The organism is Chelatococcus sp. HY11 (genome assembly GCF_018398335.1).
Lineage (GTDB): Bacteria > Pseudomonadota > Alphaproteobacteria > Rhizobiales > Beijerinckiaceae > Chelatococcus.
Genome location: NZ_JAHBRX010000001.1, coordinates 2,708,148 through 2,721,563, shown reverse-complemented (window position 1 = coordinate 2,721,563; position 13,416 = coordinate 2,708,148). Strand labels below are relative to the sequence as shown.

Here is a 13,416-nt window from a genome sequence, read left to right as displayed (position 1 = left end):
TGTCAATTCAAAGACTGTGATCACTTTCATCAACGCCCGGCAGGCCCCGGACGCCGGCTAGCGACCGGGGAGGAAAGCGCCCCGTCTCCCATCTGCAGAAATTGATATGTGCCGGAACGGAAGACGCTTTTCGCCTTGAGCCCTCACACGAGGTTCTTGGGGAAAACGGCAGGTGTGGCGGGGGGACTCTTGCCCCCGAGTCCGGGCATATTGTAGTTTCGCCTTCAACGACTACGACATCTCGTGTAGCGGAACTTATCATTCGCGTTCGTTGTCAACATGCAACGGGGTTTGGCTCCTGTCGGGCTGGCCGCGAAAAATAAGGGATTCCGCGCACTGCAACCGCTGACGGAGAAGGCGATGACCGACCCGAGCCAATCTTGGAGCGATGAGCGCGTAGAGCTCTTGCGCAAGCTCTGGTCTGATGGCCTCAGCGCCAGTCAGATCGCCGCCGAACTGGGCGGCATCACCCGCAACGCCGTCATCGGCAAGGTGCACCGCCTCGGCCTGTCCGGGCGCGCGAAGAGCACCGCCAGTTCGGCGCCACGTCCGCGCAAGCCGGTCCGGCAGCCCGGTGTCACGGCTCCGGCCCCGGCCGCCACCACGTCGGGCCCGATGCGGACCAATGCGGCGCTCGCTCCCCAGCCTGTCGCCGAGGCCGCCCCGGTGCTTGTGCGCCTGCCTCAGCCCCGCGAGGACGTGGTGATCCCCATGTCGGAGAGGGTCACCATCATGGAACTCCGTGAATCCATGTGCCGATGGCCCATGGGCGATCCGACGACGCCGGAGTTCCGCTTCTGCGGGGCGCGTTCGGAACTCGGTATGCCCTATTGTTCGCACCACGCGCGCATTGCCTATCAGCCTGTCGCCGACCGCAGGCGGGATCGCAAGCGGGCTTGATCTGAAGCCGCTGCCCGGGCAACCGCGGATAGCCGGCAAATATAGGGGTCCTGAAGAAGGCCGCCACGACGCGATCGTGGCGGCCTTTTTTGGGAGTGAGACGACGGGACTGTGATCGACCGGCTTCAGCCAGCCTTGGCGAAGGTCTCGTCGAAGGAATAGCCGGCACCGCGCACCGTGCGGATCGGATCGGGCCGGCGCATGCGGTTGATGGCCTTGCGCAAGCGCCCCACATGCACGTCGACGGTCCGCTCGTCGATATACACGTCGTGGCCCCAGACCCGGTCGAGAAGCTGCTCGCGGGTGAAGACACGACCTGGGCTCTGCATCAGGAACTCGAGCAGCTTGAATTCCGTCGGTCCGAGATGCAGTTCCCGGCCGCCGCGCTTGACCCGATGGGTTTCTCGATCAAGTTCAATGTCACCGGCGACGAGCTGCGCCGCGACCTGTCCAGGCTTGGCGCGCCGCAGCAGGGCGCGGACGCGCGCCAACAGCTCCGGCACCGAGAAGGGCTTGACGATGTAGTCGTCGGCACCGGTGGCGAGACCCCGCACACGCTCGGTCTCCTCGCCGCGTGCCGTCAACATGATGATCGGCAGCCGCTCGGTCTCCTCGCGCGCACGGATGCGCCGGCACAGCTCGATGCCGGAAAGTCCCGGCAGCATCCAGTCCAGCAACACGAGATCCGGCACCGCCTCGCGCAGCCGGATTTCAGCCTCATCGCCACGGGCGACGCTGTCGACGGTATAGCCCTCGGCCTCGAGGTTGTAACGGAGGAGCAGCGTCAGCGGCTCCTCGTCCTCGACGATCAGAATACGTGGTCCCATCGAAAGTCCTATGGTTCCACTGTTGTCCTGGCCCCCCGGTTCACAGGATCAGTGGGATCAGTTGCTGGGATCTGTTGGTGCCTTGGTGAAGCTTGAGGTATCGCCCTTCGGGCGGTCCACGGACAGCGTGACGCCTGTCGCCAGATAATGAACCGTCTCGGCGATATTGGTGGTGTGGTCGCCGATGCGCTCAATGTTCTTGGCGAGGAACAGAAGGTGCGTGCAGAACGTGATGTTGCGCGGATCTTCCATCATATAGGTGAGCAGCTCACGGAAGATCGACGTGTACAGCGCGTCGATGCGGTCATCACGCTGCCAAACGTCGAGCGCCTGCGCGTCATCCCGCTGCACATAGGCATCGAGCACGTCCTTGAGCTGCTCCTGCACGAGATCGCTCATGTGCTGCACGCCGATCACGAGCTTCTGCGGCTGTGCCTCGCCGCTGATGGCGACGACGCGCTTGCTCGTGTTCTTGGCGAGGTCGCCGATGCGCTCGAGATCGGCCGCCACGCGGATGACCGAGACCAGTTCGCGCAGGTCGACCGCCATGGGCTGGCGCCGCGCGATGGTGAGCACGGCGAGCTCTTCGACATCGCGCTGCAGCCCGTCGAGACGGGCGTCGGCGGAGATGACTGACTGGGCAAGCGCGCTGTCGCGCTTGACCAGTGCCAGCGTGGAGTCGGCGAGCATCTTCTCGGCGACGCCGCCCATCTCGACGATCCTGGTCCGCAGTTCGTCGAGATCCTCGTCGAAGGATGAGACGATATGTTCAGGCATTGCCTCAGGTCCTCTAGCTTTGGCCACCGGGATCAGCCAAACCGGCCGGTGATGTAGTCTTGCGTGCGCTTGTCTTGCGGCGCGGTGAAGATCTTCGAGGTATCGTCGAACTCGATGAGGTCGCCGAGATACATGAAGGCCGTATACTGAGAGACGCGCGCAGCCTGCTGCATGCTATGCGTCACGATCGCGATGGTATAGTCGCGCTTCAGCTCGTCGATCAGCTCTTCGATCTTGGCGGTCGAGATAGGATCGAGCGCCGAGCATGGCTCGTCGAGCAGGATGACTTCCGGCTTCACGGCGACGGTGCGGGCGATACACAGGCGCTGTTGCTGGCCGCCCGAGAGGCTGAGGCCGCTGGCGTCGAGCTTGTCCTTCACCTCGTCCCACAGCGCGGCCCGGCGGAGCGCCGATTCCACGCGGTCGTTGAGTTCGCTCTTCGAGAGGCTCTCGTAAAGGCGCACGCCGAAGGCGATGTTGTCATAGATCGACATCGGAAACGGGGTCGGCTTCTGGAAGACCATGCCGACCTTGGCGCGGAGCAGGTTGAGATCCTGCTTGGGCGAGAGGACATTCTCGCCGTCCAGCAGAACTTCACCCTCGGCGCGCTGCTTCGGGTAGAGGTCGTACATCCGGTTGAGGACACGCAGCAGGGTAGACTTGCCGCAGCCGGACGGGCCGATGAAGGCGGTGACGATATTCTCGTAGAGAGGCAGGTTGATGCCCTTCAGCGCGAGAGAGTCACCGTAGAAGAACTTGAGGTTCTTGACCGAGACCTTCTCGGATTGGGGCTTTTCCGTAGCAGTCGTCATCTTTGTTTCCCCGGCGAAGAGAGCGTCCGTGCCGTGATGCTGAGGGCGAGAACAGCGAAGGTGATGATGAGGGCGCCGACCCAGGCGAGTGCCTGCCAGTCCTTGTAGGGGCTGAGCGCGAACTGGAAGATGACGGAGGGAAGACTCGCCATCGGACCGTTCAGATCCGTGCTCCAGAACTGGTTGTTGAGCGCCGTGAAGAGAAGCGGCGCGGTCTCGCCGCTGATGCGCGCCACGGCGAGCAGCACGCCCGTCACCATGCCGGCCTTGGCGGCGCGATAGGCGATCTTGCGGATCACCACGTGGCGGGGCAGGCCGAGCGCGGAGGCCGCTTCACGCAGCTGGTTAGGCACGAGGTTGAGCATGTCTTCCGTGGTGCGCACGACGACCGGAACCACGATGATGCCCAGCGCCACGCCGCCGGCCCAGGCGGAGAAGTGGCCCATGCGCGCCACCATGATCTCGTAGACGAAGAGGCCGATGACGATAGATGGCGCGCTGAGCAGAATGTCGTTGATGAAGCGGATCACCATCGACAGCTTTGCGTAGCGTCCGTACTCGGCCATGTAGGTGCCGGCGAGGATGCCGAGCGGCGTGCCGAACAGCGTGCCGAGGAAGGTCATGATCAAGCTGCCGACGATGGCGTTGATCAGACCGCCCTGGCTGCCTGGCGGTGGCGTGTTTTCCGTGAAGACCGCGACGGACAGCCCGCCGAAGCCTTCCCACAGGAGCGTGCCGAGGATCAGTACCAGCCAGCCGAGGCCGATGGCGGCCGCGGCGACGCACAGGCCCATGGCGATCGCACTTGCGCGCTTGCGTTTGGCGTAGGCCGCGGGGTTTTTTGCAACGTCCATGACGATCAACCCCCGGTGCGCTTCTCGATCCGCATCAGCATCAGGCGCGCTGCAGCGAGAACGAAGAAGGTGATGACGAAGAGGATGAGGCCGAGCGCGACGAGCGAGGACGTGTAGACGTCACCCACCGCCTCGGTGAATTCGTTGGCGATGGTCGCCGAGATTGTCGTTCCGGGCTGCAGGATCGAGGCGGAGATGCGATGGGCGTTGCCGATGACGAAGGTCACTGCCATCGTCTCACCCAGCGCGCGGCCAAGGCCGAGCATGACGCCGCCGATGATGCCGACGCGGGTGTAGGGGATGATGACGCTGCGCACGACTTCCCAGCGCGTGCAGCCGAGGCCGTAGGCTGCTTCCTTGAGCACCGAGGGAACCGTCTCGAACACGTCGCGCGAGATCGAGGCCACGAAGGGCAGCACCATGATCGCCAGGATCAGGCCGGCGGTCAGCGTGCCGATACCGTAGGGCGGGCCGGCGAAGACCGAGGAGAGGATCGGGATCGGCCCGAACAACGAGATAAGAAAGGGCTGTACCGTGCTCTGCAGGAAGGGTGCGAAGACGAACAGGCCCCAGATGCCGTAGATGATGCTGGGAATGCCCGCGAGGAGCTCGATGGCGGTGCCGATGGGCCGGCGCAGCCAGGGCGGGCAGATCTCGGTGAGGAAGATCGCCGTGCCGATGCCGATCGGAATGGCGATCAGCATGGCGATGAGTGAGGTCACGATCGTGCCGTAGACCGGCGCGAGCGCGCCGAATCTTTCCGTCACGGGGTTCCACGACTGGCCCCAGAGGAAGCCGATGCCGAAGGCCTCGAAGGCCGGCATGGAACCCTCGATGAGCGCGACGATCACCCCGCCGAGGATGATGAGAACGGTAACGGCCGATCCCAGCGTGATGTATTTGAAGGTCGCGTCGCCAATTTTGAAGCGGGTCAGAACGCGGCTCCGGTCGACGGAAGCGCTCGATGATAACCCGCTATTCTGCAGCGCCAAGTCTGCCATAGCCCGTTGCCTTTGCGTGGTTGTCATGGAATTCGGCTGCCCTCGTCCTTGTCGCGCAAGCGGACATTAGGCGAGGTCGAGCAGTGTGCGCCAGCCTTGAGAGGCGAGCAGCGCCGTAATCGCGTGGACGGTCCGGAGACAAGCCGAAAGTCTCGACAGAACCTTAGGGAAGGCCGGCTCTGGTGCGCCTTGCCCGGTTGCCGGACTGTCATCGCCGGCAGCGGCTGGGCACCCGAGAGCAATCAGGCGGGCTCGAGGCCCGCCTGATGTCGTTCAGGATTTTAGTTCGACACGGTGTAAAGCGGTTTGCCGTTGGCGTTCTTGATGTCAGAGGCCCACTTGGCCTTGACCGTGGAGACGACATTGGCGGGCATCGGGATGTAGTCGAGCTCCTCGGCGAGCGCGCCGCCCTTGGCATAGGCCCAATCGAAGAAGCGCAGCGCCTCGGCAGCGTGCTCGGCGTTCGCCGGAACCTTGTGCACCAGGATGAAGGTGGCGGCGGTGATCGGCCAGGAGTCAGCGCCCGGCTCGTTCGTCAGCACCACGGCGAAGCCGGGGACGCTGTTCCAGTCGGCGTTGGAGGCGGCAGCCTGGAAGGTCTTGGTGACCGGCTCGACAACCTTGCCGTCCTTGTTGACGAGCTTGGTGTGCGAGAGCTTGTTCTGCTTGGCGTAGGCATACTCGACGTAGCCGATGGAGCCCTTGGTCTGGCTGACGTTGTTGGCCACACCTTCGTTGCCCTTGGCACCGATGCCGACCGGCCATTCGACGGCGGTGGCTGAACCGACCTTGGACTTCCAATCCGCGCTGACCTTCGAGAGATAGTCGGTGAAGTTGAAGGTCGTGCCCGAACCGTCCGAACGGCGGACGACGGCGATGCCCTGCGACGGCAGGTTGAGACTGGCGTTCAGCTTCTTGATCGCCGGGTCGTTCCAGTTGCTGATCTCGCCCATGAAGATCTTGGCGAGCGTGTCACCGTCGAGGACGAGCTCGCCGGGCTTCACACCATCGATGTTCACGACCGGAACGATGCCGCCCATGACCATCGGGAACTGGACCAGGCCGTCCTTCTCGAGCTCAGCGCCGCCGAGCGGCGCGTCGGTCGCACCGAAGGTAACGGTCTTGGCCTTAATCTGCTTGATGCCGCCGCCGGAACCGATGGACTGGTAGTTGATGCCGTTGCCGGTTTCCTTCTTGAAGGCTTCGGCCCACTTGGCATAGACGGGGTAAGGGAAGCTGGCGCCGGCGCCGGAGATGTCGAGGGCAGCCGCAGGCGTTGCGAAAGCCGCAACGGCAAGTCCTGCCACGGCAATGAGTGAAGACAGTTTCACGAGAGGTCTCCCAATTGGCGAACGTAGCCTTTGCACCGCATTCGCGGACTGATCTGAAGGCTGAATGAGCGAACGCGGTATCCCTAATGTCTCAACGCCTCGTCTCTATGACGCTTGCGTGACAGTTAAATGACAGCGCTCGAGCTTAGCCGGCTTAGGCTACGTGCGACCGATCGGGGTCGGTGGCCGCGGAGGCGGGCGGCGCGGATGTCACAGGCAAGGCGCGCGGGGCGCTGCTCGCGAGCGGCAATAGTACCCGGAATGTCGCCCCCTTGCCATAGGTGGATTCGATGAGCAACTGCCCCCGGTGGCGATTGACGATATGCTTGACGATCGCGAGGCCAAGACCTGTGCCGCCCTTCTGGCGGCTGTCAGTCGCGCTGACGCGATAGAACCGCTCCGTGAGCCGCGGCAGATGCTCCGGTGGTATGCCGGGGCCGAAGTCGCGGATCGACACCTCAACCTCGTCACGAACGCCGGCGCGGTCGGGTGCCTTCGTTACGGACACCTCGACCCTTTCGCCGGATTGCCCATATTTAACGGCATTCTCGATGAGGTTCTCGAAGACGCGCAGCAACTCGTCGCGATCGCCCTTGACCTCGATGGGTCCTTCCGGCGCGTTGAAGGCGATCGACACGCCGCCCTCGGCCGCGAGCGGCGTGAGCGTGTCGATCATATGCCGCACGATGCCGAGAAGATCCACGGTGGTGGACGGCTGCACATGGGCATGCATCTCGATGCGTGACAGCGACAGAAGGTCATCGATCAGGCGCGACATGCGCCGGGCCTGATCGCGCATGATGGCGAGAAAGCGCTCACGGGCGTTGGCATCGTCGCGGGCAGGACCCTGCAGCGTCTCGATGAAGCCGAGCACCGAGGCGAGCGGCGTTCGCAACTCATGGCTCGCGTTGGCGACGAAATCGACACGCATATGTTCGAGCTGCCGCGCCGCCGTGAGATCACGGAACATCAGGACGGCGCCGCGCTGATCCGCGCCCGAGCCGCCCGGCGCCTCCAGCGGCGCTATATGGACCTCGTGGCTGCGCTCGATCGGCACGCGCTCGATGAGTTCCACGCTACGCGTCTCACCGTCGCGCAGCACGGCCTCGATGCCGCCCAGCACATCCGGGGAGCGCAGCGCGAATGAGAGGGGCGTCGCCTCGCGCAGCCCCGGCAACATGGTTTTCGCCGCCGCGTTCATGCCGGTGACAAGGCTGCGCCTGTCGACCACGACGACGGGTTCGGGCAGGGCGGCAAGGACCGCCGCCGGTGGAATGCCCTTCTCACGGCGTTTGGTCGGCGCCTTCAGGCGTTGCTGGAGAGGCGTCGTGTTGCGAAACAGCGCGAAGGCCGCCGACAGTGTCAGGACTGCCGCGCCTGCCGTCCACAGGAATGAGCCACCGCCCAGGGCTGCCGTCAGCGAGAAAATGCCGATCGCGACGAGGGCCGTTCGGATGGCGATGCCACGGGCGCTGAGGGACAACGACCTGTCCCGTCTCGTGGTATCTCCGCCATCCGCCATTCCTGTCACCTCACGCATCACCCTCTCCGCCCGCGTACGAAGCAGGACGGAAATAATCTATTATTGGCGAGATTTGTGACAGTTTCACTGGGAATTCGGTTTTGCAGCCTTGCCGTTGGCGCGTTTGACGCGCCGGCGTGCCTCATGAATGAAGAGCATTGTCAGCGCGATGACGAACGGCACCAGATAATAGAGCAGTCGGAACAGAAGGAGCGCGCCAAGAACGCCCCCCGTGGGCAGACGATCGAGCGCGATCAGGATGGTTGCCTCGAAAACACCGATGCCGCCGGGCGCATGGCTCGCGATGCCGAGCATGCACGCTACGACATAGACCGCGAGGAAAGTCTCGTAGTTGAGCCCGTGCCCCCCGGGAAGCAGCACGAAGAGCACGCCGGCTGCGGCGCAGACATCGCCGGCACCGATCAGCATCTGGATGAACGAGAGCCTCGCTCGCGGCAATTCCAGCCGCCATCCGCGCACATTCACCACGGGGTGCTTCAGGGTGACCCAGATGAAATAGGCCGCGAGCGCGGCGAAGCCCGCGACGCCAGCCAGCTGGGTGAGACTGAGGCCAGTCTTCGCGAGAACCGAAACCTCAGCCGCGTGGCGCACGAGACTCCAGGACAGGACGACGCTCATGCCGAGCCAGAACGTGATGCCCGCGATGACGGTGAGGCTCGCGATCTTCGCGGCCTTGATGCCGTGGGGCGAATAGACCCAGTAGCGCACGGTGCCCCCCGTCACCAGGGGAAAGCCGAGGGTGAACGAGATGGCGTAGCTCGTGAAAGAGGCAAAGGCGGTTATGCGATAAGGGATGCGCTCGCCGAGCTGTTTAAGGGCCACGTAGTCGTAGCCCGTGAGCAGCGCGTAGCTCACGGCGGTGAGGAGTATCGCGATCGTGATCTGCCGCTGGCTGGCCGAACGGAAGGCCGTCGACAGCTCATCGAGGTCGATGTCGCCGACGATGCGCCACAGGACAACGAAGGAGCCTAGGAACAGCGCCGCGCTGAGGACGGTGCCGATAATCGAAAGCCGTCTTCTGCGCCGGTCCGACGCCGTTTCCCTGTCGCGAGCCGCGGTCGCCACTGGCACATTGCGACTGGCGGCGTCCGCGTCTGCAGCGCGCTTCGTGGGCGATGCCTGGCCTGGGGCCGCCACTGGTTCAGCGTCGTTATCGTGCATGCACTCTTGCTGCGTTTGTGTCCCAGCTACCCGTTCTCGCGGCCGAGGTGTCCAAGCGCTCCGCCGGGGGCTCAGGACCAGCCTGATCGCGCACGTTATGATGGTGGGCGACGCGGATCGCAAGCGGGGCTGTGCATGGCTCGGTCCCGTTCGTGGCAGGGCGGCTATGTCGCTGCGGCACACCGCAAGGGATGCGCAGCTTGCGGCAATGCGCTAAAGAGAAGTGGAATTGCTCTATAATTCGCCCGTCGCCCGGCAACTGTCTGTCGTGTGAAAGGGCGCCCAAGGACACTGCGTTATGCCAAGCTATCGTTCTCGCACTACGACTCACGGCCGCAACATGGCCGGCGCGCGTGGCCTGTGGCGCGCCACAGGCATGAAGGATTCGGATTTCGGCAAGCCGATCATTGCCGTCGTGAATTCGTTCACCCAGTTCGTGCCGGGCCATGTACACCTCAAGGATCTTGGCCAACTCGTCGCCCGCGAGATCGAGAAGGCGGGCGGTGTCGCCAAGGAGTTCAACACGATCGCCGTCGACGACGGCATCGCCATGGGCCATGACGGCATGCTTTACAGCCTGCCGTCGCGAGAGATCATCGCGGATTCCGTCGAATATATGGTCAATGCGCACTGCGCCGACGCGATGGTGTGCATTTCCAACTGTGACAAGATCACCCCCGGCATGCTGATGGCCGCCTTGCGCATCAATATCCCGGTCGTTTTCGTGTCCGGCGGGCCGATGGAGGCCGGCAAGGTTTTGCTCGGCGGCAAGAAGAAGGCGCTCGATCTCGTCGATGCCATGATCGCGGCAGCCGACGACAACGTGTCCGATGAGGACGTCAAGATCATCGAGCGCTCGGCTTGCCCGACCTGCGGCTCCTGCTCCGGCATGTTCACCGCCAATTCGATGAACTGCCTGACCGAAGCGCTCGGTCTCGCACTGCCCGGCAACGGTTCGACCCTTGCCACCCATGCCGACCGTGAGCGCCTGTTCGTGGAGGCCGGGCATCTGATCGTCGATCTCGCCCGTCGCTACTACGAGCAGGACGATGCCACGGTGTTGCCGCGCTCCATCGCGAGCTTCAAGGCCTTCGAGAACGCCATGACGCTCGACATCGCCATGGGCGGCTCGACGAATACGGTGCTCCACCTGCTCGCTGCCGCCCACGAGGGCGAAGTCGATTTCACGATGAACGATATCGACAGGCTGTCACGGCGCGTGCCCTGCCTGTGCAAGGTCGCGCCGGCTGTCGCCAACGTGCACATGGAAGACGTGCATCGCGCCGGCGGCATCATGGCGATCCTCGGCGAACTTGACCGCGCGGGCCTCATTCATACCGAGCTGCCGACCGTGCACACGCCGACCTTGTCCGACGCGCTTGACCGCTGGGACGTGGTGCGGACCGAGAGCGAGACGGTGCGCGATTTCTACCGGGCCGCGCCCGGCGGCGTCCCGACGCAGGTCGCCTTCAGCCAGGCGAGCCGTTGGGAGGATCTCGACACCGACCGTGAGAAGGGCGTCATTCGCAACGCCGAGCACGCCTATTCCAAGGATGGCGGTCTCGCGGTGCTCTACGGCAATCTCGCCGAGGATGGATGCATCGTGAAGACGGCCGGCGTGGACGAGTCGATCCTGAAGTTCTCCGGTCCCGCGCGCATCTTCGAGAGCCAGGACGCGGCGGTCGAAGGCATTCTCGGCGGCAAGATCAAGGCCGGCGACATCGTGCTCATCCGCTACGAAGGGCCGCGCGGCGGACCCGGCATGCAGGAGATGCTCTACCCCACGAGCTACCTGAAGTCCAAGGGCCTCGGCAAGGCCTGCGCTCTCGTGACGGACGGTCGCTTCTCGGGTGGTTCATCCGGCCTGTCGATCGGCCATGTCTCGCCGGAGGCTGCGGAAGGCGGCACCATCGGGCTTGTCGAGGATGGCGACATCATCGACATCGACATCCCGAACCGTCGCATCCACCTCGCTGTCTCCGATGAGGACCTCGCGCATCGGCGTCGCGCGATGGACGCGAAGGGCGCAGCCGGCTGGCACCCGGCGGCTCCGCGCAAGCGCAACGTCACGACGGCTCTCAAGGCCTATGCGGCCTTCGCCACCAGCGCTGCCCGCGGCGCCGTCCGCGACGTGAGCTCGTTCAAGCGCGGCTGACGCCGCCCTTCACCTCTTCCCGCCGGGGGAGAGGGGCTTTATCGGTCGTTCTCCCCTCATCCTGTCCTTCTCCCCGGCGGGGAGAAGGGACGCCAACGATCTACCGTGGGGTGCTGAAACTTCCCGGTGAAGCGCCACCTTGAACCTCTCCCGGTGGGAGAGGTCGCGCCGCAGGCGCGGGTGAGGGGTTACCACGTTCCCCGACGCTCCAGAGCGGCGAGAATGGTTTCGCGGACAAACTCCATGCTCTCATAGATGTCCGCATTGCCGATCCGCAGGACCTCATAAAACCGGCGGCCGTCAGAATGGCCTCGCGGTTTCGATCGTAGAGCGTCTCCGCGGCGGTTGAATGCGTTGCGCCATCCACTTCGACGACGAGCTTCGCCTCGATGCGGGGAAAATCCACGATGAAGCGGTCGATGGGATGCTGGCGGCGAAATTTACGGCCATTCAGCTTGCGGTGACGCAGGACATGCCAGAGTTTTTCCTCGGGCGTGGTCTGGTTTGCGCGCAGTTGCCGCGCGCGGACAATCGCCTTTCGCATCGATGGATCTCCCCCCTCACCCGCGCCTTCGGCGCGACCTCTCCCCGCCGGGGAGAGGTTAGACGGCTGTCCTCGTGGCGGCTACCATTTGCTCTAAGGCGAACGATGCCAGCCGCTCTCCCTCTCCCCGGCGGGGAGAGGGCCGGGGTGAGGGGACGTGACAGAGGGAGAACCTCGTCGTAAAGGCATCCTTCCCAACCGGCACGTCTCTTGCTCCCGTGAGTTTCAGCGGCACCATGCAGCGGTTCCCTTAACCGGCCTGTGCCAAGCTGGAACTGTCCTGTATCACGGAGGCTGCCTTGGCTGGCTTGAATGGACATAGTGGAACCGTGCCGGCGCCGGGCCGCGTTGCCTGGGTCGACATCGCCAAGGGCATCTGCATCATTCTCGTCGTGATGATGCATTCGACGCTCGGGCTCGAATATGCCGTCGGCCGCGAAGGCTTCATGAACACCATCGTCGTGTTCGCGCGGCCCTTCCGCATGCCGGACTTCTTCCTGCTTTCGGGTCTGTTCCTCGCGCGGGTCATCGACCGTGACTGGCGCAGCTACGGCGACAAGCGGGTGCTGCATTTCGTCTATTTCTATGTGCTCTGGTACGTCATCCAGTTCGGCATGAAGGGCTGGGGCATGGCCGAGGGCAACCCGGTCGAATTCGTCCGGCTGTTCCTGCTGGGCTTCATCGAGCCGCTGGGGACGCTCTGGTTCGTCTACCTGCTCGCGGTTCTGTCGATCGTCACCAAGCTGCTGAAAGGCGTGCCGGGCATTCTCCTCGTGGCGGTCGCCGCGGCGCTCGAGATCGCACCCGTCGCGACAGGCTGGACGGTCATCGACGAGTTCTGCGAGCGCTGGGTTTATTTCCTCGTCGGCTATCTCTGCGCGCCGATGATCTTCCGCTTCGCCGCGCAGGTGCCGAAGCACCGTCTGGCTGCTGTCGGCGGCCTTGCCGTCTGGGCGCTCGTCAACGGTTTCTTCGCCTTCAGCGCGAGCCCGGTCGAGGGATTGCCGACCTTCGCCAGCCTGCCGGTCCTGAGCCTCATCCTCGGCATCGCGGGCTCAGCCGCCATCATCACCGTGGCGTCTTTGCTCGTCTCGGTGGGCAAGGGGGAAGTGCTGCGCTATTGCGGCGAGAATTCCATCGTGATCTACCTCGCCTTCTTCCTCCCGATGGCCGTGACACGCGTCCTCTTGATGAAGTCGGGCGCGCTCGATGTCATCGGCGTCGGCTGGGGCGCATTCCTTGTCACCGCCGCCGCGGTCGTCACCCCGCTGATCGTCGCGCGCATCATCAGTGGAACCTGGCTCAACTTCCTCTTTGTGCGGCCGGCGGCCTTCCGTCTCGGGCCGAAGCCTGTGCTCTCGCCAGCCGAATAGCGTGCCAACCGGCGAAAAAACGGAATGCGCTTTCGGCTACAGCCCTCAATTCGGTCGCGACGCGTGATCCCGCCCCTCAGGGGAGGGTGGCGCCGCAGGCGCCGGGTGGGGTCCACCCGACGCGAAACTGACTGGGAG

12 protein-coding genes are annotated in these 13,416 nt (G+C 64.2%); 3 read left to right on the top strand and 9 right to left on the bottom strand.

The features are described from left to right. Positions 1-360 precede the first annotated feature (360 nt). Entirely contained in the window at positions 361-900 is a 540-nt protein-coding gene (locus KIO74_RS12455; protein WP_213332279.1) for a GcrA family cell cycle regulator, read from the top strand. A gap of 125 nt (positions 901-1,025) precedes the next feature. On the opposite strand, the gene phoB is transcribed toward KIO74_RS12455, so the two are convergent. The 8 genes from phoB to KIO74_RS12415 form a co-directional block, all read right to left on the bottom strand. Beyond that, a complete protein-coding gene (gene phoB / locus KIO74_RS12450) occupies positions 1,026-1,727 on the bottom strand; it encodes a phosphate regulon transcriptional regulator PhoB (RefSeq protein ID WP_213332278.1) in 702 nt (233 codons plus the stop codon). 57 nt (positions 1,728-1,784) lie between these two features. Then, positions 1,785-2,504 carry a phosphate signaling complex protein PhoU gene (gene phoU / locus KIO74_RS12445; protein ID WP_213332276.1) on the bottom strand — a complete coding sequence of 240 codons (720 nt, stop codon included), beginning with the start codon at positions 2,502-2,504 and terminating at the stop codon, positions 1,785-1,787. 32 nt (positions 2,505-2,536) lie between these two features. Further along, entirely contained in the window at positions 2,537-3,316 is a 780-nt protein-coding gene (gene pstB, locus KIO74_RS12440) for a phosphate ABC transporter ATP-binding protein PstB (RefSeq protein ID WP_213332275.1), read from the bottom strand. After that, positions 3,313-4,170, bottom strand: a complete 858-nt coding sequence (gene pstA, locus KIO74_RS12435) for a phosphate ABC transporter permease PstA (protein ID WP_213332274.1) — start codon at positions 4,168-4,170, stop codon at positions 3,313-3,315. The genes pstB and pstA overlap by 4 nt, the downstream gene beginning before the upstream one ends. 5 nt (positions 4,171-4,175) lie before the next feature. After that, the gene (gene pstC, locus KIO74_RS12430; RefSeq protein ID WP_213332272.1) at positions 4,176-5,171 is read right to left on the bottom strand and encodes a phosphate ABC transporter permease subunit PstC; all 996 of its coding nucleotides are present in this window, start codon (positions 5,169-5,171) and stop codon (positions 4,176-4,178) included. 281 nt (positions 5,172-5,452) lie between these two features. Continuing rightward, positions 5,453-6,502 (bottom strand): phosphate ABC transporter substrate-binding protein PstS, encoded by a 1,050-nt coding sequence (pstS, locus tag KIO74_RS12425; RefSeq protein WP_502762057.1) that lies wholly within the window; start codon positions 6,500-6,502, stop codon positions 5,453-5,455. A gap of 154 nt (positions 6,503-6,656) precedes the next feature. Then, the gene (locus KIO74_RS12420; protein ID WP_249730964.1) at positions 6,657-8,042 is read right to left on the bottom strand and encodes an ATP-binding protein; all 1,386 of its coding nucleotides are present in this window, start codon (positions 8,040-8,042) and stop codon (positions 6,657-6,659) included. A gap of 66 nt (positions 8,043-8,108) precedes the next feature. Continuing rightward, positions 8,109-9,206 carry a lysylphosphatidylglycerol synthase domain-containing protein gene (locus KIO74_RS12415; protein WP_213332271.1) on the bottom strand — a complete coding sequence of 366 codons (1,098 nt, stop codon included), beginning with the start codon at positions 9,204-9,206 and terminating at the stop codon, positions 8,109-8,111. Positions 9,207-9,504: 298 nt separating this feature from the next. On the opposite strand from KIO74_RS12415, the gene ilvD reads away from it, so the two are divergent. Continuing rightward, the gene (ilvD, locus tag KIO74_RS12410; RefSeq protein ID WP_213332269.1) at positions 9,505-11,361 is read left to right on the top strand and encodes a dihydroxy-acid dehydratase; all 1,857 of its coding nucleotides are present in this window, start codon (positions 9,505-9,507) and stop codon (positions 11,359-11,361) included. 100 nt (positions 11,362-11,461) lie between these two features. Here the strand turns inward: ilvD and KIO74_RS12405 are convergent, their stop codons facing one another. After that, complete coding sequence (locus KIO74_RS12405) at positions 11,462-11,905, bottom strand: endonuclease domain-containing protein (protein WP_249730963.1); 444 nt, start codon at positions 11,903-11,905, stop codon at positions 11,462-11,464. Positions 11,906-12,204: 299 nt separating this feature from the next. Here KIO74_RS12405 and KIO74_RS12400 point away from each other — a divergent pair, with 299 nt between their 5' ends. After that, on the top strand, positions 12,205-13,278 hold the full coding sequence (locus KIO74_RS12400) for an acyltransferase family protein (protein ID WP_249730962.1): 1,074 nt from the start codon (positions 12,205-12,207) through the stop codon (positions 13,276-13,278). Positions 13,279-13,416 lie beyond the last annotated feature (138 nt).

Bases quoted from the DNA above. Each gene is read 5' to 3' on its own strand.
- pstA (WP_213332274.1), bottom strand. From the start codon at position 4,170: ATGGACGTTGCAAAAAACCCCGCGGCCTACGCCAAACGCAAGCGCGCA.
- pstB (WP_213332275.1), bottom strand. From the start codon at position 3,316: ATGACGACTGCTACGGAAAAGCCCCAATCCGAGAAGGTCTCGGTCAAG.
- pstC (WP_213332272.1), bottom strand. From the start codon at position 5,171: ATGGCAGACTTGGCGCTGCAGAATAGCGGGTTATCATCGAGCGCTTCC.
- ilvD (WP_213332269.1), top strand. From the start codon at position 9,505: ATGCCAAGCTATCGTTCTCGCACTACGACTCACGGCCGCAACATGGCC.
- KIO74_RS12455 (WP_213332279.1), top strand. From the start codon at position 361: ATGACCGACCCGAGCCAATCTTGGAGCGATGAGCGCGTAGAGCTCTTG.
- KIO74_RS12405 (WP_249730963.1), bottom strand. From the start codon at position 11,905: ATGCGAAAGGCGATTGTCCGCGCGCGGCAACTGCGCGCAAACCAGACC.
- KIO74_RS12420 (WP_249730964.1), bottom strand. From the start codon at position 8,042: ATGCGTGAGGTGACAGGAATGGCGGATGGCGGAGATACCACGAGACGG.
- phoB (WP_213332278.1), bottom strand. From the start codon at position 1,727: ATGGGACCACGTATTCTGATCGTCGAGGACGAGGAGCCGCTGACGCTG.
- phoU (WP_213332276.1), bottom strand. From the start codon at position 2,504: ATGCCTGAACATATCGTCTCATCCTTCGACGAGGATCTCGACGAACTG.
- KIO74_RS12415 (WP_213332271.1), bottom strand. From the start codon at position 9,206: ATGCACGATAACGACGCTGAACCAGTGGCGGCCCCAGGCCAGGCATCG.